Consider the following 24414-nt stretch of genomic DNA (forward strand, 5'->3'; position numbering starts at 1 on the left):
ATATCAAAATTCCAAATTTTTCTATTATTTATACTGTGTCGTATTCTTGATTCCGGACAATCTCATGTCAGTAAGTTCTTTTAACCGGCGCTGGGCGGCGGTGATCCTTGAAGCCCTGACGCGCCATGGCGTCAGGCACGTGTGTATTGCGCCGGGTTCTCGCTCAACGCCGCTGACACTGGCGGCCGCTGAAAACCGGGCTTTCATTCACCATACCCATTTTGATGAACGTGGTCTTGGCCATCTGGCACTGGGGCTGGCGAAGGTCAGCAAAGAGCCTGTAGCGGTGATTGTCACCTCCGGTACTGCCGTGGCGAACCTCTATCCGGCACTGATTGAAGCCGGTTTAACCGGTGAAAAACTGATCCTGCTGACGGCTGACCGTCCACCTGAGCTTATCGACTGTGGCGCCAATCAGGCTATTCGTCAGCAGGGACTCTTTTCCTCGCACCCTTCGCAGACAATCTCGTTGCCTCGTCCCACGCAGGATATCCCGGCAAGCTGGCTGGTATCCACCGTCGATCACGCCATGGAGACATTGCGCAGTGGGGCGTTGCATATCAACTGCCCGTTTGCCGAACCCTTGTACGGCGAACTGGACAACACCGGTCTTGAGTGGCAACACACCCTCGGTGACTGGTGGGAAAGCGAAAAACCGTGGCTGCGTGAGCAGACACAGCTTGAGAGTGCAAAACAACGCGACTGGTTCTTCTGGCGGCAAAAACGCGGCGTGGTTATCGCCGGGCGCATGAGCGCTGCCGAAGGTGAATTGGTTGCTGAATGGGCGCAAACACTTGGCTGGCCGCTGATTGGTGACGTGCTCTCCCAGACCGGTCAGCCGCTACCGTGTGCCGATCTCTGGTTGGGGAATGCGAAAGCCGTCACTGAGCTTTCACAGGCGCAGATTGTTGTCCAGCTTGGTTCAAGTTTAACCGGTAAGCGATTACTGCAATGGCAGGCAACGTGCACCCCGGAAGAATACTGGCTGGTGGATCCGCTGGAAGGACGGCTCGACCCGGCACACCATCGCGGGCGTCGTCTGGTCAGCAATATCGACACCTGGCTTACGCTCCATCCGGCGGAAAAACGCAAACCCTGGGCCGTTGAAATACCGGAGCTTTCGCGTCAGGCGTGGGAGCTCACCAAAGCGCACTGTGAAGCATTGAGTGAAGCCGGGCTGGCGCACCGTATTCGTCAGTATCTGCCTGAGCAGGGACAACTGTTTGTCGGGAACAGCCTCGTTGTGCGCCTGATTGACGCGTTTTCGAAGCTGCCTGCGGGTTACCCGGTTTACAGCAACCGTGGCGCGAGCGGCATTGATGGGCTGATCTCAACGGCAGCTGGCGTGCAGCGCGCCAGCGCGAAATCGACGCTGGCAATCGTGGGCGATCTCTCCGCACTCTACGATCTCAACGCGCTGGCGCTGCTACGACAGGCGTCGGCCCCGTTTGTGCTAATTGTGGTCAACAACAACGGTGGGCAGATCTTCTCTCTCTTGCCAACGCCGCAAAGCGAACGTGAGCGCTTTTACCTGATGCCGCAGAATGTCCAGTTTGAACACGCCGCGGCGATGTTCAGCCTGAAATACCATCGCCCGGAAAACTGGGAACAGCTTGATATGGCGCTGAGCACCGCCTGGAAACAGCCGGGAGCAACGCTGATTGAGCTGGTGGTGAATGATGCTGACGGCGCGCAGATGCTGCAAAGCCTGCTGGCACAGGTGAGCCAGCTGTGATCCTCTCGGGTGTGCAAAAGGCTGGAAATCCAGGTTATCCCTGGCTGGTCTTTTTGCACGGTTTCTCCGGGGATTGCCGCGAGTGGCAGGTGGTTGGCGAGAAACTCAGCAATTATCCCCGGCTGTACCTGGATCTACCGGGGCACGGTGGATCCGGGAATATTGGCGTGACCGGGTTTAACGAGATGAGCACAATGCTCACCCGAACCTTGCTTAGTTACAACATACTTAACTTCTGGCTTATCGGGTACTCCCTTGGCGGCCGCATTGCGATGTTCCATGCCTGCCAGCAGCCACAGGGGCTGCTGGGGGTGATTGTGGAAGGTGGGCATCCGGGTCTGCTGGATGATGAAGAGCGCAACACGCGGCGGGTATCTGATCACCGCTGGGCACAGCGTTTTCGTACTGAACCGCTGGATAAAGCCTTTACTGACTGGTATCAACAGCCCGTCTTTGCCTCCCTGACAGATACCCAGCGCAAAGCGCTGATTACTTTGCGCAGCCAGAACAACGGCCTGAATCTGGCGATGATGCTGGAGGCGACGTCGCTGGCCGTGCAGCCTGATTTGCGTGCCGCGCTCAGCGCCCGCAATTTCCCCTTTGAATATTTATATGGTGAACATGATGAGAAGTTTGCGGCCCTTGCCGCGGAACTGAACGCCGTTCGCCATGCAATTCCCAACGCCGGACACAACGCCCACCGGGAAAACCCGGGTGCAGTTGCTGCGTGTCTGGCTCAGATACTGCGTCTTCGAATAAAGGACTCTCTATGATCTATCCTGATGAACACATGCTCTATGCTCCGGTTGAATGGCAAGACTGCTCCGAAGGTTATACCGATATCCGTTACCACAAATCCGCAGACGGCATTGCCAAAATCACCATCAACCGTCCACAGGTGCGTAACGCCTTTCGTCCGCTGACCGTGAAAGAGATGATCCAGGCGCTGGCAGATGCGCGCTATGACGATAACATCGGCGTGATTGTTCTGACCGGCGAAGGTGACAAAGCGTTTTGCTCCGGTGGCGATCAGAAAGTGCGCGGTGACTACGGCGGATACCAGGATGATGCGGGTACACACCATCTGAACGTGCTCGATTTCCAGCGTCAAATCCGTACCTGTCCAAAACCGGTCGTGGCGATGGTGGCAGGCTATTCCATCGGTGGCGGTCATGTGCTGCACATGATGTGCGATCTGACGATTGCCGCAGAGAACGCGATCTTCGGTCAGACTGGCCCAAAAGTGGGTTCTTTCGACGGTGGTTGGGGTGCCTCTTACATGGCGCGCATTGTCGGGCAGAAAAAAGCCCGCGAAATCTGGTTCCTGTGCCGTCAGTACAATGCTCAGGAAGCGCTGGACATGGGGCTGGTCAACACAGTCGTACCGATTGCCGATCTCGAAAAAGAGACCGTGCGTTGGTGTCGTGAAATGCTGCAAAACAGCCCAATGGCACTGCGCTGCCTGAAAGCAGCCCTGAACGCTGACTGTGACGGTCAGGCGGGTCTGCAGGAGCTGGCGGGCAATGCCACGATGCTGTTCTACATGACCGAAGAGGGTCAGGAAGGGCGCAACGCGTTTAACGAAAAACGCCAGCCAGATTTCAGCAAATACAAACGGAACCCGTAATGCGTCGCGCGCAGGTTTACCGCTGGCAGATACCGATGGACGCGGGTGTGGTACTGCGTGAACGGCGGTTAAAAACCCGTGACGGCTTCTTCGTTCATCTGCAGCAGGGTGAGCGGGAAGGCTGGGGGGAGATTTCACCTCTGCCAGGCTTTAGCCTTGAGTCGCTGGATGACGCGCAGTCTGCATTACTTGCGTGGGCCGGAGAGTGGCGTGATGGGGCAGATCCGGCGTTGCCGGACGTTCCTTCCGTGGCTTTTGGCATTAGCTGTGCGCTGGCTGAGCTCGACGGTAGTTTGCCTCAAGAGGCTAATTACCGCGCGGCACCGCTTTGCACCGGTGATCCGGACGAATTGTTCGCCCTGCTTTCCGCCATGCCCGGTGAGAAAGTGGCGAAAATCAAAGTTGGCCTGTACGAAGCGGTGCGAGATGGAATGGTCGCTAACCTCCTGCTGGAAGCGATCCCGGATCTGCATCTGCGTCTGGATGCTAACCGCGCGTGGACGCCACTGAAGGCACAGCAATTCGCGAAGTACGTCAATCCGGCATACCGCAGTCGCATTGCCTTCCTGGAAGAACCGTGTAAAACACGCGATGATTCGCGTGCGTTTGCCCGGGAAACGGGGATTGCCATCGCCTGGGATGAAAGCCTGCGCGAAGCGGATTTCGAATTTGTTGCCGAGCCCGGCGTCAGCGCGGTAGTGATTAAGCCAACGTTGACTGGCACTCTGGCGAAAGTGCGTGAGCAGGTCGCAGCAGCACATGCGTTGGGGTTGACGGCGGTGATCAGCTCCTCCATAGAATCCAGCCTTGGGCTGACCCAACTGGCACGCATCGCTGCCTGGTTAACGCCAGACACGATCCCGGGTCTCGACACGCTAAACCTGATGCAGGCTCAGCTTATTCGCCAGTGGCCGGACAGTTCGCTACCGTGTCTTGATATTGAGGTGCTGGAGCCATTGCTATGAGTTTTACCGACTGGCCGTGGCGGCACTGGTGTGCGCAGGCTGCCGATAAGCCAGCGCTGAGGCTGAACGATGAGGTGCTTACCTGGCAACAGCTATGTGCACGTGTCGACCGCCTTGCGGCAGGTTTTCAGCAGCAGGGCGTCGGAGAGGGCGACGGTGTGCTGCTGCTAGCCCATAATCATCCGCAAACCTTGATGGCGTGGCTGGCACTGCTCCAGTGCGGGGCACGTATTCTTCCCGTTAACCCGCAGTTGCCGCGTCATCTGCTGGAGGTGTTGCTTCCGCAGATGACACTGCGCTTTGCGCTGGTGTTGAATGGCATCTACGATGGTCTTCCTGCCCTGAACATGCGAGAGCACGCTGGCGAATATCGTGTTACGTGGCAGCCCACACGGCTGGCCTCCATGACGCTGACCTCCGGCTCTACCGGGCTGCCTAAGGCTGCGGTTCATACCTGCGACGCCCATCTTGCCAGTGCGCGAGGCGTCCTGTCGCTTCTCCCCTACGGTGATGACGATGACTGGCTACTTTCGCTACCGCTGTTTCATGTTTCCGGTCAGGGAATTTTATGGCGCTGGTTGCTGGCCGGGGCACGTTTAACCGTTCGCGAAAAGCAGCCGCTTGAGCAGGCACTGCAGGGCTGTACCCACGCTTCTCTGGTACCGACACAGCTATGGCGTCTGCTTAACACTCAGCAACATATTGCGCTGAAAGCCGTTCTGCTCGGTGGAGCGGCAATTCCTGTTGAACTGACAGAGGAAGCACGAAAACAGGGTGTTCGCACCTTCTGTGGCTATGGCCTGACGGAGTTTGCTTCAACTGTCTGTGCGAAAGAGGCTGACGGCGAGCCGGATGTAGGCCGTGTGCTGCCGGGCAGAGAAGTGCAGGTGGTTGATGGTGAAGTCTGGATCAAAGCGCAAAGCATGGCCTCAGGCTACTGGCGTGACGGGGCGTTGATCCCGCTGACGAATGAGCAGGGCTGGTTCGCTACCCGCGATCGCGGTGAATGGCATGATGACCGGCTGACAATTCTGGGGCGTATGGACAACCTCTTTTTTAGCGGTGGAGAAGGGATCCAACCTGAAAGTCTTGAACGGGTTATCGCCCGTCATCCGCAAATTAACCAGGTGTTTATCGTCCCGCTGGACGATGCTGAGTTTGGGCAGCGCCCGGTGGCAGTGGTGGAGTGCGAACCGGGAACGGATATTACCCATTTCCCGAACTGGGTGCAGGACAAACTGGCTCGCTTTGAGCAGCCAGCTCACTGGCTGGTGTTGCCGACGGCGCTAAAAAATGGCGGGATTAAGATCTCCCGCCAGGCGTTGAAACAGTGGGTCACGACGTTGTTAAAAGGATAATCAACCGATATCCGACGCAGGTTTACGCTGGCGGCGACGCAGCAGGCGTAATACCGGTGGTACGACAATGACCATGATAGCCATCGCTAACAGGACCTTCGCCACACTGCTGCCCCACAGGATGGACATATTGCCATTACTGATGGACAGGGCGCGGCGCAGGTTCTGCTCCAGCATCTCACCCAGCACAAAGCCTAAAATCAGCGGCGACATCGGGAAGTGCATTTTACGTAAGATGTAGCCGAACACCCCCAGTACCACCATCAGAATCAGGTCGAAGGTGGTACTGTGTACCGCATACACCCCAACCGCCGAGACGGCCGCAATGGCAGGTACCAGGAACCACAGCGGGATCGTCAGCATGCGCGTGAAGAGCCCAATCAGCGGGATATTCATCACCAGCAACATCACGTTGGCAATCAACAGCGCTGCAATCAGCCCCCAGACGATGTCAGGCTGCTCGGTAAACATGGCCGGCCCCGGAGTGATGTTATAGAGCGTCAGTGCACCCATCATCACCGCCGTGGTACCGGAGCCGGGAACACCGAGCGTCAGCATGGGAATAAACGAACCGCAGGCCGAAGCGTTATTGGCTGCCTCAGGCGCAGCAACGCCGCGAATATCCCCTTTGCCGAAGCTGTCGCTGTTGCCACTGAGCTTTTTCTCGGTCATGTAGGTAATGGCGCTGGCAATCGTGGCACCGGCCCCCGGCAGAATACCGACAAAGAAGCCAATTACTGAGGAGCGTAGCGTGGTGCCGATACACTGCGCACCTTCTTTGGCACTAAAGAGCATGCGGCCGGTTTTACGCACCAGCGTCTGCCCGCTGCTGGTATGTTCCAGCATCAGTAAGATCTCAGAGACAGAGAACAGACCAATCACGACCACGATAAACTGCACGCCGTCGGACAGGTGAACACTGTCGAAGGTAAAGCGATACACCCCGGTGTTGGCATCCACGCCGACAGTGGCTAACCCTAAGCCAATCAGCGCAGACAAAAACGACTTCAGTGGATTTTGCGCCATCATGCTGCCGAGGCAGGCGATAGCAAACACCATCAGGGCAAAATATTCTGCCGGGCCAAACGCCAGCGACCATTGCGCCAGTGCAGGGGCGAACAGAATGATGCCGCCAATGGCAATCAGCGAGCCAAAGAACGAACTGACCGCAGAGATAGAAAGCGCCACACCACCGCGCCCCTGTCGTGCCATCGGGTAACCATCCAGAGCGGTCATAATCGCCGCAGCATCTCCGGGCACGTTGAGCAATATTGACGAAATACGTCCGCCATATTCGCAGCCAATATAGACCGTCGCCAGCAGGATCAGTGCTGATTCCGCAGGTAAATGAAGGGCAAATGCCAGCGGGAGTAAAATGGCTACACCGTTGATCGGCCCAAGACCAGGAAGCAGGCCGACAATGGTCCCGACGAAGCAGCCGATCAGGGCGATCACCAGGTTTTCCGGGGTCATCGCCACGGCGAACCCCTGTGAGAGATAAATCCAGGTATCCATAGCGTGCTCCGTTAATTAAGCCATGCACCGAGGGGTAACGTCACGTCCAGCAGGCGGTCAAAGGCGTACCACAGTAAAATCCCCATCACGGCGCCTGAGATCCCCGCAGCGGGGAGGGTGGCGTTGAACAGCATGCCAATTACCATTGTCAGGATGGCGGTGGCAACCGGGAAGCCGAGCCACTCAAATCCCCAGGCATACATCAGCAGCACTATTACCATCACCAGCAGGCGTTGAAGAATGCGGCGTGGTGGCCACTCCACCGTATCCGGGTGGCGGAGCAGCAAGGCCACTGAGCAGAGTAGCATCAGGCCGACAATGCCCATTGGGAAAGGGCGTGGCCCCACGGGTTCATAACTGTATTCGCTGTGGATCTGCCAGGCGACGAACAGTCCGCCAATGCAGAGCAGCAGCCATATTCCGGCAAAAATACGATCGCTCATATCCCCTCCGGTTATTTGGCAAGGCCAAAGGCTTTCGCCTGTTCGCGATAGTCATTGACCTGTTTTTTGACATACTCGTCCAGCGGTTTACCTGTCAGGTTGAACTCAAACAGCCCGCGCAGATCGCGCTGCTTTTTAAACTCTTCTGTCTGCTGGAGTTTGTTGAAGCTTTCGACCCACCACTGATATTCCGCATCGGTCACTTTTGGCCCGACAAAGAATCCACGGATAATCGGCCAGACCAGGTTATAACCCTGTTCTTTGGCGGTTGGGACGTTCGCCAGCTGCCCCGGCAGACGGTTTTCGGAGAAGACCGCCAGCACGCGAATTTTATCCCCGCTCAGGTACGGCACCATTTCGCTGAGATCACCGGAAACCGCCTGAACGTGATTCCCCATCAGCGCCGTGACCGGCTCACCGCCACCTTCAAAGGCCACGTAACGCATCTTGTGCGGATCCACTTTGGCCTGCTGCGCCAGCAGAGCGGCTTTCATCCAGTCCTGGCTGCCAATAGACGCACCAGCGCCAATTACCACGCTGTTTGGGTCTTTTTCCATGGCGATCAGCAGATCTTTCAGGGATTTCCATGGGGAGTCCGCGCGCACGGCAATCATGCCGTAGTCGGTACCGACGGTGGCCAGCCAGCGCACATCATCCACGCCGTAGCGGCCAAATTTGCCCTGAGACAGATTCAGCAGTGAGCCACCGGAAAAGGCCACCACCGTGCCCGCTTCCGCAGGACGTTGCGCCACGATGGCGTTATAAGCCACAGCGCCCACACCGCCAGGCATGTAGGTCACGCGCATCGGTTTCTCGATGGCCTTTGTCTCCAGCAGACTGACCTGAATCAGTTTACAGGTGAGATCAAAGCCGCCGCCCGGCTTGGCCGGTGCGATGCACTCGGTGCGGGATGGCGCATCCTGCGCCTGAACGACAGAGGCACTCATCATCAATACGCTTACAGCAAGGGTCGAAAGTAATTGTTTTTTCATTGTTTATCCTCACGCCGGGGTACGGGTATCGGTTTTTTTCTGATTATGTGAACCACCTTGTAGCGGTTCCGTTGCGTGATTGTTAAAACAATAACCTTTCATTTCCCTTTCAATGGGACACCAACTTTACAGGATGTGACATGCGTCTCTTACTCGCTGAAGATAACCGTGAGCTGGCTCACTGGCTGGAGAAGGCGCTGGTGCAGGAAGGCTTTGCCGTGGACTGCGTCTCCGACGGGCGTGCCGCCGACCATCTGCTGCAGGGTGAAAACTACGCAGTTGCTATTCTGGATATCGGCATGCCCGGCTTTGATGGTCTCGAAGTGGTCCACCGCCTCAGAAAGCGGGGGCAGACGCTACCAGTCCTGTTCCTCACCGCGCGCAGCAATGTGGCGGACCGGGTAAAGGGCCTGAACGCCGGAGCGGATGACTATCTGCCAAAACCGTTTGAGCTGGAGGAGCTTGACGCTCGACTACGCGCTCTGCTGCGCAGAAGCGAGGGGCGTACCCAGGAGCGTCAGCGTCTGGGTGAGCTGGAGTATGATGATGAGGGCTTTTTTCTGCTGCGCGATGAGCCGCTTTCGCTCACTCCGCGTGAACTTTCGCTGTTGAAGGTGCTAATGCTTCGCCGAACCCGTCCTGTCTCACGGCAGCAGCTTTTCGACCAGGTGTTCAGCCTGAACGATGATGTCAGCCCGGAGAGCATCGATCTCTACATCCATCGTCTGCGCAAAAAGCTGAGCGGCAGCGGCGTGCGGGTAACGACCCTGCGGGGACTCGGTTATGTGCTGGAGAGCGGTGATGAAGTGGGCTAAACCGCAGTCGCTTTACCTGCAACTCTTGCTTTTTCTCGGTCTGCCACTGCTGTTGCTGTGGGGGCTCTCAGCCTTTAACAGCTATGTCAGCGCATTGCAGGCGGCTACGCAGGCTTACGACCGCACGCTGTTGTCCTCTGCCCGCACCATATCGGAACGGCTGGTCGTTCATGACGGTAAGCTGGGGGTAAATGTGCCTTGGGTGGTTCTCGACAGCTTTGAACTCAATATGAACGACCGGCTCTACTATAAAGTGGTCGACCCTGACGGACGGGTGATCTCCGGTTATGACGATCTGCCGAAGATGCCGCCTGCGACATCACGTACCACGCTCTACCCGGCACTGGCATGGTTTTACCATACCGAATATCGTGGGCAGGCGATTCGGGTGGCGCGTCTGCTGCAGCCCGTCAATGAAGGTAATATCATGGGTATGGCCGAGATTTACGTCGCGGAGACGCTCCAGTCCCGCCGTTATCTTGCCAGTCAGTTGCTTTTTTCATCATGGGTTTCCCAGGGGCTGCTGGTGCTGCTGACCCTGGTGCTAACCGCGTGGATGTTGCGTCGCGTACTGCGCCCGATGCGCCAGCTTTCGTCGCTGATGGTACGCCGTGAGCCGGGCTTGCTCACGCCGCTACCGGAATTATTACCCTGGTCTGAGACCCGGCTGTTGATCGTGGCCTTTAACCGCTATATCGACAGGCTGCGCGGTGTGCTTTCGCGTCAGGAACGCTTCAATGCGGATGCTTCGCATCAGCTCAAAACTCCGTTGGCGGTACTTAAAACCCAGGTCTCAGTCGCCTTGACTCGCCAGGATCCTGCGCTGTGGCAGGAGAGTTTGCGGGCGATGAATGCGACTCTGGATGACACTATTGTGCTCACAGAGCGGTTGTTACAGCTTTCGGCGGTGAAACGTAAAGAGCAGGGGGAGCGTCATTTTACGCCTGTGGATTTGGTGCAGGTGGTACAAAGTTGCTGTTTCTCACGGCTGGCCCAGGCGCGCAGCAAGGCGATCGATCTGGGTTATGAGGGTGTACAACAGGCGGTAATGGTCGAAGGCGATGAGGTTCTGCTGGGAGAACTGTGTGCCAATCTGCTGGAGAACGCGATTAAATATACCCCGTCGGGAGGGATGGTGACCGTTTCCCTGCGAATAGATGCGGGCACCGTTGAGCTGAGCGTGGAAGACAGTGGTCCCGGTATTGAAGAGGATCAGATCCACCAGGCGATGCTGCCGTTCCATCGGCTGGATAATGTCGGAGAGGCTGCCGGGTCCGGGATCGGTCTGGCGCTGGTGAGCGATATCGCCCGGCTGCACCGCAGCCCTCTTCAACTAACCCGCAGCGAAACATTAGGCGGACTGAGCGTAAAAATGCGCTTTCCGCTGCTCACGTAAAAAAACCGCGGTATCAATTCGTTACAATCTACCTGTCCGCCGCACGCAGAGTGCTTGATCCCCGGGAGACTCCGGTTAAAATCTCGCGTTTTTGGGACTTCTCTATAAATTGTGCGGGATCACGACAATGAAAAAAGTGGCATTACTGGGCTTCGGCCTGATGGTTGTTTCTGCGGCGGCAAACGCCATTAGCATTAACGGCTCGGCGGGTGAGGATTACACCCACCTGGGCTTTGGCGTAGGCACCGAGACGTCAGGTCTGGCAATGACCGGTGGTTGGACGCATAACGATGATGACGGTGACGCAGCCAGCCTTGGCCTGGGTCTGAACATTCCTCTTGGTCCATTCCTGGCTACTGTCGGCGGTAAAGGTATTTATACCAACCCGAATGACGGTGATGAAGGTTACGCGGCCGCGGTGGGTGGTGGCCTGCAGTGGAAAATTGGCGACAGCTTCGGTCTGTTTGGTGAGTATTACTATTCCCCGGACTCGCTCTCCAGCGGTATTGAAAGCTATGAAGAAGCCAACGCCGGCGCGCGCTGGACCATCATGCGTCCAATTACCATCGAAGCAGGCTATCGCTATCTGAACCTGGCTGGTAAAGACGGCAACCGCGACAACGCGCTGGCCGACGGCCCGTACGTGGGCGTCAGCGCAGGTTTCTAATCACTCCGGCGCGGCATTCTGTCGCGCCAGTTTCTCTCTTCTCCATCCCGCGTTTGCGTTATAGTGTTTCGACTATTTAAGCGGGAGAACATAATGATTAACGTGGAGATGTTATCCACCGGCGATGAAGTGCTGCATGGACAGATTATCGACACCAATGCTGCATGGCTTGCCGATCTTTTCTTTGAGCAAGGATTACCGTTAACGCGACGTAACACGGTGGGCGACAATCTTGAGTCACTGGTCAATATCCTGCGCGAGCGCAGCGAACAGTGTGACGTGCTGATTGTGAATGGCGGACTTGGCCCCACCAGTGACGATCTCAGCGCACTGGCCGCCGCCACAGCAAAAGGTGAAGGGCTGGTATTGCATGAGGCGTGGTTGGCGCAGATGGAACGCTTTTTCTCCGAACGCGGTCGTGTCATGGCACCCAGCAACCGCAAACAAGCTGAAATTCCCGCCAGCGCTGAGTTGGTTGATAACCCGGTCGGTACTGCATGTGGATTTGCCATGCAACTGAACCGCTGTCTGATGTTCTTCACGCCAGGCGTACCCTCAGAATTCAAAGTGATGGTTGAGCAGCAGATCCTGCCGCGCCTTCGCGACCGTTTTACTCTGCCTGAACCCCCGATTTGTCTGCGGTTGACTACTTTTGGCCGCTCTGAAAGCGATCTGGCCCAGAGTCTTGATCACCTGCAACTGCCGCCAGACGTATCAATGGGGTATCGGTCCTCCATGCCGATCATTGAACTCAAGTTGACGGGGCCTGCAGAGCAGAAAGCGGCGATGCTGGCACTCTGGCCTGAGGTGCAGCGTGTGGCGGGTGAAAGCCTGATCTTTGAAGGGACTGAGGGGCTGCCTGCACAAATTGCGAAGCATCTGCAGTCTCGCCAGTTGAGTGTGACCTTAAGCGAGCAATTCACCGGCGGTCTGCTTGCGCTGCAGTTATCGCGCGTCAATGCACCATTGCTGGCCAGCGAAGTGGTACCGTTCCAGCAGGAGACGCTGGCACAGACTGCCCGTTGGGCTTCTGAGCGTAGGGTGAAACATTTTGCCGGGCTGGCGCTGTTTGTCGGCGGGCTGGATGAGGAATACCTTAACTTTGCGCTGGCGACACCGGAAGGCACGTATGCCCTGAGGGTAAAAATGAGTATCACCCGCCACAGCCTGGCGATACGGCAGGAAGTTTGCGCCATGATGGCGCTGAACATGCTGCGCCGCTGGTTGAATGGCAAAGAGGTTGCCAGCGAGCACGGCTGGATAAACGTTGTCGAGTCGCTGTTCGTTGAGTAAAACGTTGGCCGGGGCTTCTCGCCCCGGTCATGTTCAGCCCAGTGCCTTCGCCAGTAAGGTGATGGGATGTTCACAGCGCTTGCTGGTGGACATCTCTATTTGCCATTTGCAGGTTTCGCAGTCGGTTACCACGATATCCGCACCGCTTTCCTCAATCTGACGGAACAGTGGGGCGCCAATCGCCTGTGATGTTTCGTAGTTTTCACTTTTGAAACCGTAGGTTCCCGCAATACCGCAGCAGCGGGAATCCAGCACCGTCAGCTCAAGCCCTGGAATTAAGCGTAGCAGTTCAAGCGTATAGAGCGACCAGCCCATTTTTTCCATGTGGCAGGGCGTGTGATACACCACTTTCAGCGGCAATTTCCTCAGCGGCAACGTCTGCCCGCTATCCAGTTTGCGCCACAGGAAGCGTGTTGCCAGTTCAATGTGCTCACGCAGCCCGGTGTTATCCACGTCCAGCAGATGCGGGTACTCATCGCGCAGGGTGAAGGTACAGGTAGACGAGGTGGCCAGCACCGGAATCCCCTTGTCGACGATGGCTTCACGCAGTGAGGTGACATTGCTTTTGGCCTGCTTGCGCGCTTTATCCGTAAATCCGTTGGCGATCAGTGGTACGCCGCAGCATTTTTCCTTACTGAGCAACTGAACGCCCGTCCCCATCGCATTCAGCACTTTAAGCAGATCTTTACCCAGTTGCGGGTGGTTGTAATTCACATAGCAGCCATGGAAGAACGCCACCTGTTCGGCATACTGCGCCTGTTGCGCCGCGACGGATTTATACCAGCGACGGAAGGTACCGTGAGAATATTTCGGCAGGCTGCGGTGATGGTCTATTTTAAGCGTCGTATCCAGCAACTGGCGCACCGGTTTGAGCGCGGTAGCGGCATTCACCAGTGGGGCGAACGGTGTCGAGATGCTCCCCATTAAATCGGTGTGACTCAGAATGGCATCCCGCAATGATGGCTTTTGCGTGCTATAACGCGCCCGGGCGCGCTGGATAATGTCGCCAATGTTGACATCCGACGGGCAGGCAACTTCACAGCGTTTGCAGTTGATGCAGTACTTCAGTGCTTCATCATACAACTTGCCGTCTTTCAGTCGCAGACGCTCACCGTCTGGCCCGGCCTGTTTCGGACCAGGATAGCGTGGATTTACGCCGCTGACCGGGCAGACGGTAGTACACACTGTGCATTTAATGCAGCTTTCGAAACGGGTATCGCTCATTGTTCAGCCTCCATGCGCTGGCTAATCTGCTCGGCCACATACAGCGCCGTGACGGCGCAGACTCCGCCACCGCAGCCCTGGGCTATAGGATCATATCCGCCAAGAAGCGAGCCGATAGCAAAGAGATTCCTGACAGACTTACCCGAAAGTTGCGGGTTCAGGTGGTTATCGACAATGACGCCGAACTGTTGCCAGGGTTGTGGCGTGAAGAAATCACTCTGATACCAGTCCGCGCGGGAGGCGCTTTGCCGGACATCCAGCCCCATTATGGCCTCGCGGATGCCGTCCCGACTGCTCAGCAGCCCGTTACTGAAGAAGCTGCCGCTTGCCAGCACCGTAAAGCGGGCGCGAAGCGGAATATCATCGTGGTTGCGCGTCCAGATTTCGCTCACTTCCCCGTCAGTCAGGGTGATTTTTTTCACCTCATCACCCGCCATCCAGACGCCACCCTGCGCAACAAATTTGCGCTGGAGCTGGGTATGCAGGCGAATACCGGGAACCGAAGGGGGGAGCGTCGGCAGTAAACCGAGTGTGCAGGGCAGTCGATCGGACAGCCAGCGCCAGAGTCGATTGTCGTTTAAGCCAAAGCAGGCGGGCATAAACAGCGCATCGCACCCTTCTGCAAGCGGTTTGAGCGCCTCATACAGCAGCGGCCATCTCTCTTCATTATCGAGAAAACGGGCAATATTCACCGCGCGAAACTCGCTTGGGTTGTCGCGCAGGACATCAAGCTCAGGCAGCTCTATTTCTGCCGTTTCAGCGTTTACCCCCTGGCGACAAAGTGATGCCGCCGCGAGATGGGGCTGAAAATCCAGAAAACCGCTAATACCCACCACCCGCACACGCGCTGAGTTGAACGGCGCGACGGGCACCTCCTCCGGGCTGAGCCAGGCGGAGCGTAGGGTGCCGAGTGGTGTAACGCGCTGATGATTTTGCCTGGCGCTTCCCTGCAGACGTGCGCCGCAATCTCCCAGTAACGCTTCGGTTTCCAGGGCAAAGCGATCAATATGCTGCGCGCCAGTCAGGTGATAAGGATGCTCTGGCGGAAGTTTTTCTCGGTACGTTTCGTCCACCAGATCCAGCGAGCCCGACGAGAAGTGCAGGGCGCTCTGGCCCCGGGTGATAATGGCGCAGCGTAGCCCCTGCTTCGTGAGTTTGATGCCACAGAGCAGACCCGCCAGCCCGCCGCCGACGATCACGGTATCAAATTTCATCGTGTTGCTCCTTCTCAAGTCCGCAAAGCCCCTGGTAGACCCAGCGGGTAAATTCACTTTCACGCAGAGCATCGCCCCAGGCGACAGGCTGAATGCCTTTCCAGCGCTCATTTAAAAAAGCACTGAGTTGATCGAGCGACTGGGTCGCGGTGGTGGTATGAAAGCGTTGCAATAACCCGGCGGCACGGCAGGCACACAATTCACCCTGACACGTCCCCATTCCAACCCGGGTGCGGCGGCGGAGATCGAGCAGAGAATTGACGGTCAGATTTTCCACTGCATACTGTACTTCTCCCGCGGTTACGGCTTCGCACTCGCAGACCAGGCTGCGACTAAGCCGACCTTCCCCCAGCCAGACCGGCGTCCTGTCACCATGACGATAGATAGCCGAACCGCGCAGGGGAGCGGGCAGGGAGATAATTTTTTGCAACGTCTTCTCGGTAGACTGGCGTGAGCCGGGCAGGGGTTGTTCTGCCGTTTTGCACGGCTCGGTATTGCCCAGTTTGCGGCAGACGGCATCGGTTGCCCATTCGGCCATCAGACGATAGGTCATCAGTTTGCCACCGGTGATGGTGATAAACCCTTCCATGCCGTCGCGTTCAGCGTGATCGAGCAGCACAATGCCCCTGCTGACGTTGCGCCCGCTTGGGTCGTTATCGCTGGCAACCAACGGACGCACACCCGCGTAGGCGCGCAGGATCCGGGTCTGCGCCATCACCGGGGCCAGTTTTTCCCCTTCACGCAGCAGAATATCCACCTCTTCGGCGGTTACACGGTTGTAATCAATCTCGCTGTAGTCCACGTGAGTTGAGGTGGTACCGATTAACGAAATGGTATCGCCCGGAACCAGAATATCGGCATCAGACGGTTTGCGGCAGCGGTTGATCACATGGTTATTGATGCGATGGTCGAGGATCAGCAGCGAGCCTTTTGCCGGAAACATGCGAACAGACAAGTCGGCATACTCTGCAATCCGCTGCCCCCAGATCCCTGCCGCGTTGACGACCACGGAAGCATACAGTTCACTGTGTTCGTTATATTGCGTATTAAAAAGCCGCACGCCACAGACGCGGTTCCCTTCCCGGATAAGCCCGGTCACTTCATGCCCGGTCAGGATGCGTGCGCTATGTTCTCGGGCATCAAGCATGTTGGCGGCCGTCAGGCGGAAGGGATCAACCGTGCCGTCTGGTACTTTTACCGCCCCTGTCAGGATCGGGTTGACGGAGGGCTCAATGCGCCGCGCCAGAGCCGGGTCAATGGCCTCGGCCTGAATCCCCGCCGCGCGACAGGCGGTAATAAAGGTAGCCTGAAAGGCGAGATCATCTTCGGGAAGCGTGATAAACAAGCCGTCTGTTGGTTCAATGCAGTGGCGAGCAATCCGCCGCAGGATCTGGTTTTCGGCAATACATTCACGAGCCGATTCGCCATCGGTAACGGCGTAGCGGGCACCGCTGTGAAGCAGGCCATGATTGCGCCCGGTGGCACCTGTCGCAATATCATGGCGCTCCAGAAGCGTGACGCTCAACCCCCTGAGTGCGCAATCACGTGCGATGCCGGCACCGGTCGCACCACCGCCAATGATAATCACATCGCTGTAGCGTGGATCGTGAATTGTCATTGTCATCCCTCTGTGTTCGTTTTTTTACCATTTAGCCACATGAAAACTATGGTTTGTTTGATTTCGAACATAAACGAGCGAAATTCGAAAGTGAAACGTGATTTCATGCGCTTTTTTGCGCATTCTGTCATATTTCTGTAACAATCTGTGCGTTGATTCACAGTAACAATCACCGTGATTTCTTAACATCGCCGCCTCTCTGGAGTATGGGGCAGTAAAACCCCTGTAAATTCAATACATGGCCACGGAGGCTGTCATGCTCAGTATCTTCAAACCCGCGCCGCATCGTGCGCGTCTGCCTGAGGCAGAAATTGATCCGCTATACCGTCGTCTGCGTTGGCAAATTTTCCTGGGGATTTTCTTCGGGTACGCGGCGTACTACCTGGTGCGTAAAAACTTCGCTCTCGCCATGCCTTATCTGGTGGAGCAGGGTTTTTCGCGTGGTGATTTGGGGTTCGCGCTGTCGGGAATTTCCATTGCCTACGGTTTTTCCAAATTCATCATGGGTTCCGTGTCAGATCGCTCGAATCCGCGTGTGTTCCTGCCAGCCGGTCTGATCCTGGCGGCAGCGGTGATGTTGTTTATGGGCTTTGTGCCGTGGGCAACCTCCAGTATTGCCATCATGTTCGTGCTGCTGTTCCTCTGTGGCTGGTTCCAGGGGATGGGATGGCCGCCATGCGGACGCACCATGGTGCACTGGTGGTCGCAGAAGGAACGTGGCGGCATCGTGTCAGTGTGGAACTGTGCGCATAACGTGGGGGGCGGTATTCCACCGCTGCTGTTCCTGTTGGGGATGGCCTGGTTCAACGACTGGCACGCGGCGCTCTATATGCCTGCCTTTGGCGCTATTCTGGTGGCGATTATTGCCTTCGCCCTGATGCGCGATACACCGCAATCCTGCGGTCTGCCGCCGATCGAAGAGTACAAAAACGACTACCCGGATGATTACAGCGAGAAGCACGAAGAAGAACTGACTGCGAAACAGATTTTCATGAAGTACGTGCTGCCAAACAAACTGCTGTGGTACATCGCGGTGGCGAACGTGTTCGTTTACCTGCTGCGTTACGGCATTCTGGACTGGTCTCCGACCTACCTGAAAGAGGTGAAGCACTTCGCGCTGGATAAATCTTCCTGGGCCTACTTCCTGTACGAATATGCGGGGATCCCGGGCACGCTGATTTGCGGCTGGATGTCGGACAAGGTGTTTAAAGGCAACCGTGGCGCAACGGGTGTCTTCTTTATGACCCTGGTGACCATCGCCACCGTAGTGTACTGGCTTAACCCGCCGGGCAACCCGGGTGTGGACATGGCTTGTATGATTGTCATCGGCTTTTTGATTTACGGCCCGGTAATGCTGATTGGTCTGCACGCCCTGGAGCTGGCGCCGAAAAAAGCGGCGGGTACGGCGGCGGGCTTTACCGGTCTGTTTGGCTACCTCGGCGGTTCGGTCGCGGCAAGCGCCATTGTGGGCTATACCGTTGACTTCTTCGGCTGGGACGGCGGCTTTATGGTAATGATTGGCGGTAGCGTGCTGGCGGTTCTGCTGCTGATTGTTGTGATGATCGGCGAAAAACGTCACCACGCTGAAGTGCTGGCGCGTCGTCAATAAGGAGCATTGCGATGAAATTAACTCAGTTAGCCACCGGTCTGCTGCTAGCCGGTTTGATGACAGGCTCCGCGCTGGCGGCAGATAAAATCGTTATTGCCCACCGCGGCGCAAGCGGCTATCTGCCGGAGCATACGCTCCCGGCAAAAGCGATGGCCTATGCGCAGGGCGCGGATTACCTGGAGCAGGATCTGGTGATGACGAAAGACGACCAGTTGGTCGTCCTGCATGACCACTATCTTGACCGCGTGACGGACGTGGCGGAGCGTTTCCCGGACCGTGCCCGCAAAGATGGCCGTTTCTACGCCATCGACTTCACGCTGGCGGAAATTCGCTCGCTGAAATTTACCGAAGGCTTTGAGATCGAAAACGGCAAGAAGGTGCAGGTCTATCCGGGACGCTTCCCGATGGGCAAATCTGACTTCCGGATCCATACCTTCCAGGAAGAGATTGAGTTTGTTCAGGGGCTGAACCACTCAACCGGTAAAAACATCGGCATCTACCCGGAAATCAAAGCGCCGTGGTTCCACCACCAGGAAGGGAAAGACATTGCGGCCAAAACGCTGGACGTACTGAAGCAGTACGGATACACCAGCAAAAAGGACAAGGTGTATCTGCAGTGTTTTGACGCCGCTGAGCTGAAGCGCATCAAAACCGAGCTGGAGCCGAAGAGGGGGATGGATCTCAATCTGGTACAGCTGATTGCCTATACCGACTGGAACGAAACCCAGGAGAAGCAGCCGGACGGGAAGTGGGTGAACTACAACTACGACTGGATGTTTAAGCCGGGTGCGATGAAGCAGATAGCGCAGTACGCCGATGGCATCGGGCCGGATTATCACATGCTGGTGGCGGAAGGCTCAACGCCGGGGCACGTGAAGTTGACGGCGATGGTGAAAGAGGCGCATGCCAGCAAGATGCAGGTCCATCCGTACACGGTGCGTGCAGACCAGTTGCCACCGTATGCCACGGACGTGAATCAGCTTTACGACGTGCTGTATAACCAGGCGGGTGTGGACGGACTGTTTACGGATTTCCCGGATAAAGCGGTGACGTTCTTAAAATAGAAAAAGGGCCGTAAGGCCCTTTTTTTACATCTCGATCTCGATATCGCCTTTTGCCCGGCAGCAGCAGGGCAAAATTTCCCCTTCACTGATAAAGGCCAGCGGCTCGGTCAGCCAGTCCACCTGGCCGGTCACCAGACGGCAGCGACAGGAGCCGCAATAACCTTCACGACACTGATACTCAACCTCCACCTGGTTCGCCTCAAGCGCCACCAGCAGAGAAGGGTGCTCTTCCTGACACAGCACTTCGGTGCCAGAAAGACGTAGCGTTACGCGTGTCATCAGAGCTGGAAGTTGCTCAGGTCGTCAGTATCAACTTCGGAGTCAATCTGACCGACCAGGTAAGAACTCACTTCCACTTCCTGCGGCGCAACCTGCACGTTATCGGATACCAGCCAGGTGTTGATCCACGGGATTGGGTTGGAGCGCGTCTGGAACGGCAGATCGAGACCGACGGCCTGCATACGGATATTGGTGATGTACTCAACGTACTGGCACAGAATGTCTTTGTTCAGGCCAATCATGGAGCCATCGCGGAACAGGTAGTCTGCCCACTCTTTCTCCTGCTGAGCCGCCAGCACGAACAGGTCATAGCACTCCTGTTTGCACTCTTCGGCGATTTCCGCCATTTCCGGGTCGTCCACGCCGCTGCGCAGCAGGTTCAGCATGTGCTGGGTGCCGGTCAGGTGCAGGGCTTCGTCACGGGCGATCAGACGGATGATTTTTGCGTTACCTTCCATCAGTTTGCGTTCGGCAAAGGCGAAAGAGCAGGCAAAGCTCACGTAGAAGCGAATGGCTTCCAGCGCGTTGACGCTCATCAGGCACAGATACAGCTGCTTTTTCAGCGCACGCAGGTTCACGGTAACGGTTTTGCCGTTCACGTTATGGGTGCCTTCGCCCAGCAGATGCCAGTAACTGGTCATCTCGATCAGCTCGTCGTAGTAGTGAGCAATGCCTTCTGCGCGCTTCTGGATCTGCTCGTTGGTGACGATATCGTCAAACACCACCGCTGGATCGTTAACGATATTGCGGATGATATGGGTGTAAGAACGGGAGTGGATCGTCTCAGAGAACGCCCAGGTTTCTACCCAGGTTTCCAGTTCCGGAATGGAGATCAGCGGCAGTAGCGCCACGTTCGGGCTGCGGCCCTGAATGGAGTCCAGCAGTGTCTGGTACTTCAGGTTGCTGATGAAGATATGCTTCTCATGCTCCGGCAGCGCCTGGAAATCAATGCGATCGCGGGAAACATCAACCTCTTCCGGGCGCCAGAAGAAGGAGAGTTGCTTTTCAATCAGCTTTTCGAAGATGTCATATTTTTGCTGATCGTAGCGTGCCACGTTGACTGGCTGGCCGAAGAACATCGGCTCTTTGAGCTGGTCGTTTTTCGTCTGTGAAAAGGTGGTGTATGCCATGAATTGGAGTCCTGTCTTACGAAATAAAGGCGGGGAAATCCCCGCCCTTTATTAGATCTTACATGCGCCGCTTTCGCAGCCATCGTCCTGAATTGACGGTACAAGGTCGTCCTGCGCGTCTTCTGCACCATCACGGGTGTTGTGATAGTACAGGGTTTTCACGCCAAATTTATAGGCAGTGAGCAGGTCTTTCAGCAGTTGCTGCATCGGTACCTTACCTGACGGGAAGCGCGTTGGGTCGTAGTTGGTGTTTGCAGAGATCGACTGGTCGATAAACTTCTGCATGATCCCAACCAGTTGCAGGTAGCCATCGTTGTTTGGCATTTCCCACAGCAGCTCGTAGTTGTTACCCAGCGTCTCGTAATCCGGCACCACCTGGCGCAGAACACCGTCTTTCGACGCTTTAATGCTGACGTGGCCGCGAGGTGGCTCGATACCGTTGGTGGCGTTAGAGATCTGCGAAGAGGTCTCAGACGGCATCAGGGCAGAGAGCGTAGAGTTACGCAAGCCGTAAGTCTTAATGGACTCGCGAAGGCCTTCCCAGTCCAGATGCAACGGCTCGCTGACAATCGCGTCCAGATCTTTCTTGTAGGTATCGATCGGCATAATGCCTTTCGCGTAGGTGGTTTCGTTAAACCACGGGCACGCACCTTGCTCTTTCGCCAGTTCGTTGGACGCTTTCATCAGATAATACTGAATAGCTTCAAACGTCTGGTGGGTCAGGTTATTGGCGCTGCCGTCAGAGTAACGCTTGCCGTTTTTCGCCAGCCAGTAGGCAAAGTTGATCACGCCAATGCCCAGGGTACGACGACCCATTGCACCACGTTTAGCGGCCGGGATTGGGTAATCCTGGTAGTCCAGCAGGGCATCCAGCGCACGAACCGCCAGCACGGCCAGCTCTTCCAGCTCGTCGAGGCTCTTAATCGCACCCAGGTTGAACGCAGACAGCGTACACAGCGCAATTTCACCGTTTTCGTCGTTAACATCGTCCAGCGGCTTGGTCGGCAGGGCGATTTCCAGGCACAGGTTAGACTGGCGCACTGGCGCAACAGCCGGATCAAACGGGCTGTGGGTGTTGCAGTGGTCAACGTTCTGGATGTAGATACGGCCGGTAGAGGCACGTTCCTGCATCATCAGAGAGAACAGATCTACCGCTTTCACACGCTGTTTACGGATGCTGTCGTCTTTCTCATATTTGGTGTACAGACGTTCGAACTCATCCTGATCAGCGAAGAACGCGTCGTACAGGCCAGGGACGTCGGACGGGCTGAACAGGGTGATGTCTTCACCTTTCAGCAGACGGGTGTACATCAGTTTGTTGATCTGTACGCCGTAGTCCATGTGACGCACGCGGTTGCCTTCCACGCCACGGTTGTTTTTCAGTACCAACAGGCTTTCCACTTCCAGGTGCCACATCGGGTAGAACAGGGTTGCTGCACCACCGCGTACGCCGCCCTGAGAGCAGGATTTCACTGCCGTCTGGAAGTGCTTATAGAACGGGATACAGCCGGTGTGGAACGCTTCACCGCCGCGAATTGGGCTGCCCAGGGCGCGAATACGACCGGCGTTGATACCGATACCAGCACGCTGGGAAACGTATTTCACAATGGCGCTGGAGGTGGCGTTGATAGAATCCAGGCTGTCACCACACTCGATCAGTACGCAGGAGCTGAACTGACGGGTAGGGGTGCGCACGCCAGACATGATTGGCGTAGGCAGAGAAATTTTGAACGTTGAAACCGCATCATAGAAACGCTTCACGTATTCCAGACGGGTGTCACGTGGGTAATTAGAGAACAGGCAGGCGGCCACCAGAATATAGAGGAACTGGGCGCTTTCGTAGATCTCACCGGTCACACGGTTTTGAACCAGGTATTTGCCTTCGAGCTGCTTCACCGCCGCGTAGGAGAAGTTCATGTCGCGCCAGTGATCGATAAACCCGTTCATCTGCTCGAACTCTTCTTCCGTATAGTCTTCCAGCAGATGCGTGTCGTATTTGCCCAGCTCAACCATTTTCACTACGTGATCGTAAAGCGCAGGCGGCTCAAACTGGCCGTAGGCTTTTTTGCGCAGGTGGAAAATAGCCAGACGTGCAGCGAGGTACTGATAATCCGGTGCTTCGCGGGAGATCAGATCGGCTGCCGCTTTGATGATGGTTTCGTGGATATCAGACGTTTTGATGCCGTCGTAGAACTGAATGTGAGATTTCAGTTCGACCTGGGAGATAGATACGTTGTTCAGTCCTTCTGCTGCCCAGTCGAGAACTCGATGGATTTTGTCCAGATTGATACGCTCGGTAGTACCGTCGCGCTTTGTCACCAGCAGACTCTGATTCATGTGGGTTTTACCTGTCCGTGAAATAAAAAATATCCCCCGTTTATCCACAGATCCGTCTTGTGACTAACTCTGTGGATAAATACTACATATAGGGGGTTTGCGATAAGAAAAACGCTATATGGTGAGTATTCTAGTATCGATTCTTTTCAGCACAAGGGTTGATTTTGACGTTAAATTGAGGTTGTGAAAGGGTAAAAAAGCGTAAGTCCTCGTACCGTAAGGCCTGGAAGACATGTCAATAATTAAGAAAAAAAATTCAAAATTTGATCGAGTGCTGATTTCTTCAACGAGAGGTCAGAATTGCGCAACATGATGTCGCGCAATCTTTATAAGAATTACAGATGACGTTAGTCGTTTTTGGCGGTTGTATGCAACATATAGTTAACATCCACGCCCGGTGCGAGTTTGAATTTATCGGTCAATGGATTGAAATGCAGACCGGTGATGTGTTGCTCTTTAAGCCACGTCTGGTCAACCCAGCTCAGTAACTCAGCAGGCTTAATGAATTTCTTCACGTCGTGTGTCCCTTTCGGCACCATGCGCAGCACATACTCTGCGCCGACGACGGCCATCAGCCAGGCTTTACCATTACGGTTGATGGTCGAGAAGAAGACTTGTCCACCGGGTTTCACCAGTTTTGCGCAGGCGTGCACCACGGACTGTGGATTGGGAACGTGTTCCAGCATCTCCATGCAGGTCACCACATCGTACTGATGCGCATGTTTGGCCGCGTGTTCTTCCACGGTTTCCTGCACGTATTCCACCTTTATGCCGGACTCAAGTGCATGAAGACGGGCAACCTGTAGCGGTTCAAAGCCCATGTCCAGACCCGTGACAGTCGCCCCTTCGCGCGCCATGCTCTCTGCCAGGATACCGCCACCGCAACCGACATCGAGCACTTTCTTACCGAACAGACCGCCGGAACGCTCCGCGATATAGCCCAGACGCAGCGGGTTAATACGGTGCAGAGGTTTGAACTCACCCTCGAGATCCCACCAGCGGGACGCCACCGCTTCAAATTTGGCAATCTCTTCATGGTCAACGTTGTGAGACACCGGGGATTTTTCGGCATTCATGGGCGCTTTTACTCCTTATTTAGCAAGACGAATGAGTATATCAGGCAATCCCTGTGA

21 protein-coding genes are annotated in these 24414 nt (G+C 56.0%); 11 read left to right on the forward strand and 10 right to left on the reverse strand.

Features of this window, described 5'->3' with window-relative positions:
• Positions 1-64: 64 nt before the first annotated feature.
• Genes menD through menE form a run of 5 tightly spaced genes read left to right on the forward strand, consistent with a single transcriptional unit; the run spans position 65 to position 5685 of the window.
• Entirely contained in the window at positions 65-1735 is a 1671-nt protein-coding gene (menD, locus tag V6E55_RS09850) for a 2-succinyl-5-enolpyruvyl-6-hydroxy-3-cyclohexene-1-carboxylic-acid synthase (protein ID WP_316942724.1), read from the forward strand.
• On the forward strand, positions 1732-2508 hold the full coding sequence (gene menH, locus V6E55_RS09855; RefSeq protein ID WP_316942725.1) for a 2-succinyl-6-hydroxy-2,4-cyclohexadiene-1-carboxylate synthase: 777 nt from the start codon (positions 1732-1734) through the stop codon (positions 2506-2508). The genes menD and menH overlap by 4 nt, the downstream gene beginning before the upstream one ends.
• Positions 2505-3362: a 1,4-dihydroxy-2-naphthoyl-CoA synthase gene (gene menB / locus V6E55_RS09860; RefSeq protein WP_080328564.1), complete on the forward strand. Its 858-nt coding sequence runs from the start codon at positions 2505-2507 to the stop codon at positions 3360-3362. The genes menH and menB overlap by 4 nt, the downstream gene beginning before the upstream one ends.
• A complete protein-coding gene (gene menC / locus V6E55_RS09865) occupies positions 3362-4327 on the forward strand; it encodes an o-succinylbenzoate synthase (protein ID WP_316942726.1) in 966 nt (321 codons plus the stop codon). The genes menB and menC overlap by 1 nt, the downstream gene beginning before the upstream one ends.
• Entirely contained in the window at positions 4324-5685 is a 1362-nt protein-coding gene (menE, locus tag V6E55_RS09870; protein WP_316942727.1) for an o-succinylbenzoate--CoA ligase, read from the forward strand. The genes menC and menE overlap by 4 nt, the downstream gene beginning before the upstream one ends.
• Here menE and V6E55_RS09875 read toward each other — a convergent pair whose 3' ends face one another.
• Genes V6E55_RS09875 through V6E55_RS09885 form a run of 3 tightly spaced genes read right to left on the reverse strand, consistent with a single transcriptional unit; the run spans position 5686 to position 8635 of the window.
• Complete coding sequence (locus tag V6E55_RS09875; RefSeq protein ID WP_114977657.1) at positions 5686-7200, reverse strand: tripartite tricarboxylate transporter permease; 1515 nt, start codon at positions 7198-7200, stop codon at positions 5686-5688.
• An 11-nt stretch (positions 7201-7211) separates the two neighbouring features.
• On the reverse strand, positions 7212-7643 hold the full coding sequence (locus tag V6E55_RS09880) for a tripartite tricarboxylate transporter TctB family protein (protein WP_114977658.1): 432 nt from the start codon (positions 7641-7643) through the stop codon (positions 7212-7214).
• A gap of 11 nt (positions 7644-7654) precedes the next feature.
• The gene (locus V6E55_RS09885) at positions 7655-8635 is read right to left on the reverse strand and encodes a Bug family tripartite tricarboxylate transporter substrate binding protein (protein ID WP_316942728.1); all 981 of its coding nucleotides are present in this window, start codon (positions 8633-8635) and stop codon (positions 7655-7657) included.
• A gap of 140 nt (positions 8636-8775) precedes the next feature.
• Between V6E55_RS09885 and tctD the strand changes: the two genes are divergently transcribed.
• The 4 genes from tctD (at position 8776) to V6E55_RS09905 (ending at position 12806) form a co-directional block, all read left to right on the forward strand.
• Positions 8776-9450 carry a transcriptional regulator TctD gene (gene tctD, locus V6E55_RS09890; RefSeq protein WP_316942729.1) on the forward strand — a complete coding sequence of 225 codons (675 nt, stop codon included), beginning with the start codon at positions 8776-8778 and terminating at the stop codon, positions 9448-9450.
• Positions 9437-10846 (forward strand): sensor histidine kinase, encoded by a 1410-nt coding sequence (locus tag V6E55_RS09895; RefSeq protein WP_114977661.1) that lies wholly within the window; start codon positions 9437-9439, stop codon positions 10844-10846. Before tctD ends, V6E55_RS09895 begins: the two co-directional genes overlap by 14 nt.
• A 127-nt stretch (positions 10847-10973) precedes the next feature.
• Complete coding sequence (locus V6E55_RS09900; protein ID WP_114977662.1) at positions 10974-11513, forward strand: YfaZ family outer membrane protein; 540 nt, start codon at positions 10974-10976, stop codon at positions 11511-11513.
• Positions 11514-11606: 93 nt separating this feature from the next.
• Positions 11607-12806 carry a nicotinamide mononucleotide deamidase-related protein YfaY gene (locus V6E55_RS09905; RefSeq protein WP_114977663.1) on the forward strand — a complete coding sequence of 400 codons (1200 nt, stop codon included), beginning with the start codon at positions 11607-11609 and terminating at the stop codon, positions 12804-12806.
• Positions 12807-12839: 33 nt separating this feature from the next.
• Here the strand turns inward: V6E55_RS09905 and glpC are convergent, their stop codons facing one another.
• Genes glpC through glpA form a run of 3 tightly spaced genes read right to left on the reverse strand, consistent with a single transcriptional unit; the run spans position 12840 to position 16862 of the window.
• Complete coding sequence (gene glpC, locus V6E55_RS09910) at positions 12840-14030, reverse strand: anaerobic glycerol-3-phosphate dehydrogenase subunit GlpC (RefSeq protein WP_316942731.1); 1191 nt, start codon at positions 14028-14030, stop codon at positions 12840-12842.
• On the reverse strand, positions 14027-15244 hold the full coding sequence (gene glpB / locus V6E55_RS09915; RefSeq protein WP_316942732.1) for a glycerol-3-phosphate dehydrogenase subunit GlpB: 1218 nt from the start codon (positions 15242-15244) through the stop codon (positions 14027-14029). The genes glpC and glpB overlap by 4 nt, the downstream gene beginning before the upstream one ends.
• Positions 15234-16862, reverse strand: a complete 1629-nt coding sequence (gene glpA / locus V6E55_RS09920; protein WP_316942733.1) for an anaerobic glycerol-3-phosphate dehydrogenase subunit A — start codon at positions 16860-16862, stop codon at positions 15234-15236. Before glpA ends, glpB begins: the two co-directional genes overlap by 11 nt.
• Positions 16863-17118: 256 nt before the next feature.
• Here glpA and glpT point away from each other — a divergent pair, with 256 nt between their 5' ends.
• Positions 17119-18471 carry a glycerol-3-phosphate transporter gene (gene glpT, locus V6E55_RS09925; protein ID WP_008500232.1) on the forward strand — a complete coding sequence of 451 codons (1353 nt, stop codon included), beginning with the start codon at positions 17119-17121 and terminating at the stop codon, positions 18469-18471.
• Between the two features lie 11 nt (positions 18472-18482).
• Positions 18483-19535, forward strand: coding sequence for a glycerophosphodiester phosphodiesterase (gene glpQ, locus V6E55_RS09930; RefSeq protein WP_208594210.1), 1053 nt, complete (start codon positions 18483-18485; stop codon positions 19533-19535).
• Positions 19536-19559: 24 nt separating this feature from the next.
• Here glpQ and yfaE read toward each other — a convergent pair whose 3' ends face one another.
• The 4 genes from yfaE to ubiG all read right to left on the reverse strand — a co-directional run bounded on the left by yfaE (position 19560) and on the right by ubiG (position 24357).
• Positions 19560-19814 carry a class I ribonucleotide reductase maintenance protein YfaE gene (gene yfaE / locus V6E55_RS09935; protein ID WP_114977668.1) on the reverse strand — a complete coding sequence of 85 codons (255 nt, stop codon included), beginning with the start codon at positions 19812-19814 and terminating at the stop codon, positions 19560-19562.
• Complete coding sequence (nrdB, locus tag V6E55_RS09940; RefSeq protein WP_129995301.1) at positions 19814-20944, reverse strand: class Ia ribonucleoside-diphosphate reductase subunit beta; 1131 nt, start codon at positions 20942-20944, stop codon at positions 19814-19816. The genes yfaE and nrdB overlap by 1 nt, the downstream gene beginning before the upstream one ends.
• Positions 20945-20995: 51 nt before the next feature.
• Complete coding sequence (gene nrdA / locus V6E55_RS09945) at positions 20996-23281, reverse strand: class 1a ribonucleoside-diphosphate reductase subunit alpha (RefSeq protein ID WP_114977670.1); 2286 nt, start codon at positions 23279-23281, stop codon at positions 20996-20998.
• Positions 23282-23628: 347 nt separating this feature from the next.
• The gene (gene ubiG, locus V6E55_RS09950; RefSeq protein WP_114977671.1) at positions 23629-24357 is read right to left on the reverse strand and encodes a bifunctional 2-polyprenyl-6-hydroxyphenol methylase/3-demethylubiquinol 3-O-methyltransferase UbiG; all 729 of its coding nucleotides are present in this window, start codon (positions 24355-24357) and stop codon (positions 23629-23631) included.
• Positions 24358-24414: the final 57 nt, after the last annotated feature.

Source organism: Enterobacter sp. 342 (assembly GCF_036663495.1).
Taxonomy (GTDB): Bacteria; Pseudomonadota; Gammaproteobacteria; order Enterobacterales; family Enterobacteriaceae; genus Enterobacter.

Coding starts and splice junctions, on each gene's coding strand:
- glpA (WP_316942733.1), bottom strand. CDS start 16,862: ATGACAATTCACGATCCACGCTACAGCGATGTGATTATCATTGGCGGT.
- yfaE (WP_114977668.1), bottom strand. CDS start 19,814: ATGACACGCGTAACGCTACGTCTTTCTGGCACCGAAGTGCTGTGTCAG.
- nrdA (WP_114977670.1), bottom strand. CDS start 23,281: ATGAATCAGAGTCTGCTGGTGACAAAGCGCGACGGTACTACCGAGCGT.
- V6E55_RS09875 (WP_114977657.1), bottom strand. CDS start 7,200: ATGGATACCTGGATTTATCTCTCACAGGGGTTCGCCGTGGCGATGACC.
- V6E55_RS09880 (WP_114977658.1), bottom strand. CDS start 7,643: ATGAGCGATCGTATTTTTGCCGGAATATGGCTGCTGCTCTGCATTGGC.
- V6E55_RS09905 (WP_114977663.1), top strand. CDS start 11,607: ATGATTAACGTGGAGATGTTATCCACCGGCGATGAAGTGCTGCATGGA.
- menC (WP_316942726.1), top strand. CDS start 3,362: ATGCGTCGCGCGCAGGTTTACCGCTGGCAGATACCGATGGACGCGGGT.
- menB (WP_080328564.1), top strand. CDS start 2,505: ATGATCTATCCTGATGAACACATGCTCTATGCTCCGGTTGAATGGCAA.
- V6E55_RS09885 (WP_316942728.1), bottom strand. CDS start 8,635: ATGAAAAAACAATTACTTTCGACCCTTGCTGTAAGCGTATTGATGATG.
- glpB (WP_316942732.1), bottom strand. CDS start 15,244: ATGAAATTTGATACCGTGATCGTCGGCGGCGGGCTGGCGGGTCTGCTC.
- V6E55_RS09895 (WP_114977661.1), top strand. CDS start 9,437: ATGAAGTGGGCTAAACCGCAGTCGCTTTACCTGCAACTCTTGCTTTTT.
- tctD (WP_316942729.1), top strand. CDS start 8,776: ATGCGTCTCTTACTCGCTGAAGATAACCGTGAGCTGGCTCACTGGCTG.
- glpC (WP_316942731.1), bottom strand. CDS start 14,030: ATGAGCGATACCCGTTTCGAAAGCTGCATTAAATGCACAGTGTGTACT.
- glpQ (WP_208594210.1), top strand. CDS start 18,483: ATGAAATTAACTCAGTTAGCCACCGGTCTGCTGCTAGCCGGTTTGATG.
- menD (WP_316942724.1), top strand. CDS start 65: ATGTCAGTAAGTTCTTTTAACCGGCGCTGGGCGGCGGTGATCCTTGAA.
- nrdB (WP_129995301.1), bottom strand. CDS start 20,944: ATGGCATACACCACCTTTTCACAGACGAAAAACGACCAGCTCAAAGAG.
- ubiG (WP_114977671.1), bottom strand. CDS start 24,357: ATGAATGCCGAAAAATCCCCGGTGTCTCACAACGTTGACCATGAAGAG.
- glpT (WP_008500232.1), top strand. CDS start 17,119: ATGCTCAGTATCTTCAAACCCGCGCCGCATCGTGCGCGTCTGCCTGAG.
- V6E55_RS09900 (WP_114977662.1), top strand. CDS start 10,974: ATGAAAAAAGTGGCATTACTGGGCTTCGGCCTGATGGTTGTTTCTGCG.
- menE (WP_316942727.1), top strand. CDS start 4,324: ATGAGTTTTACCGACTGGCCGTGGCGGCACTGGTGTGCGCAGGCTGCC.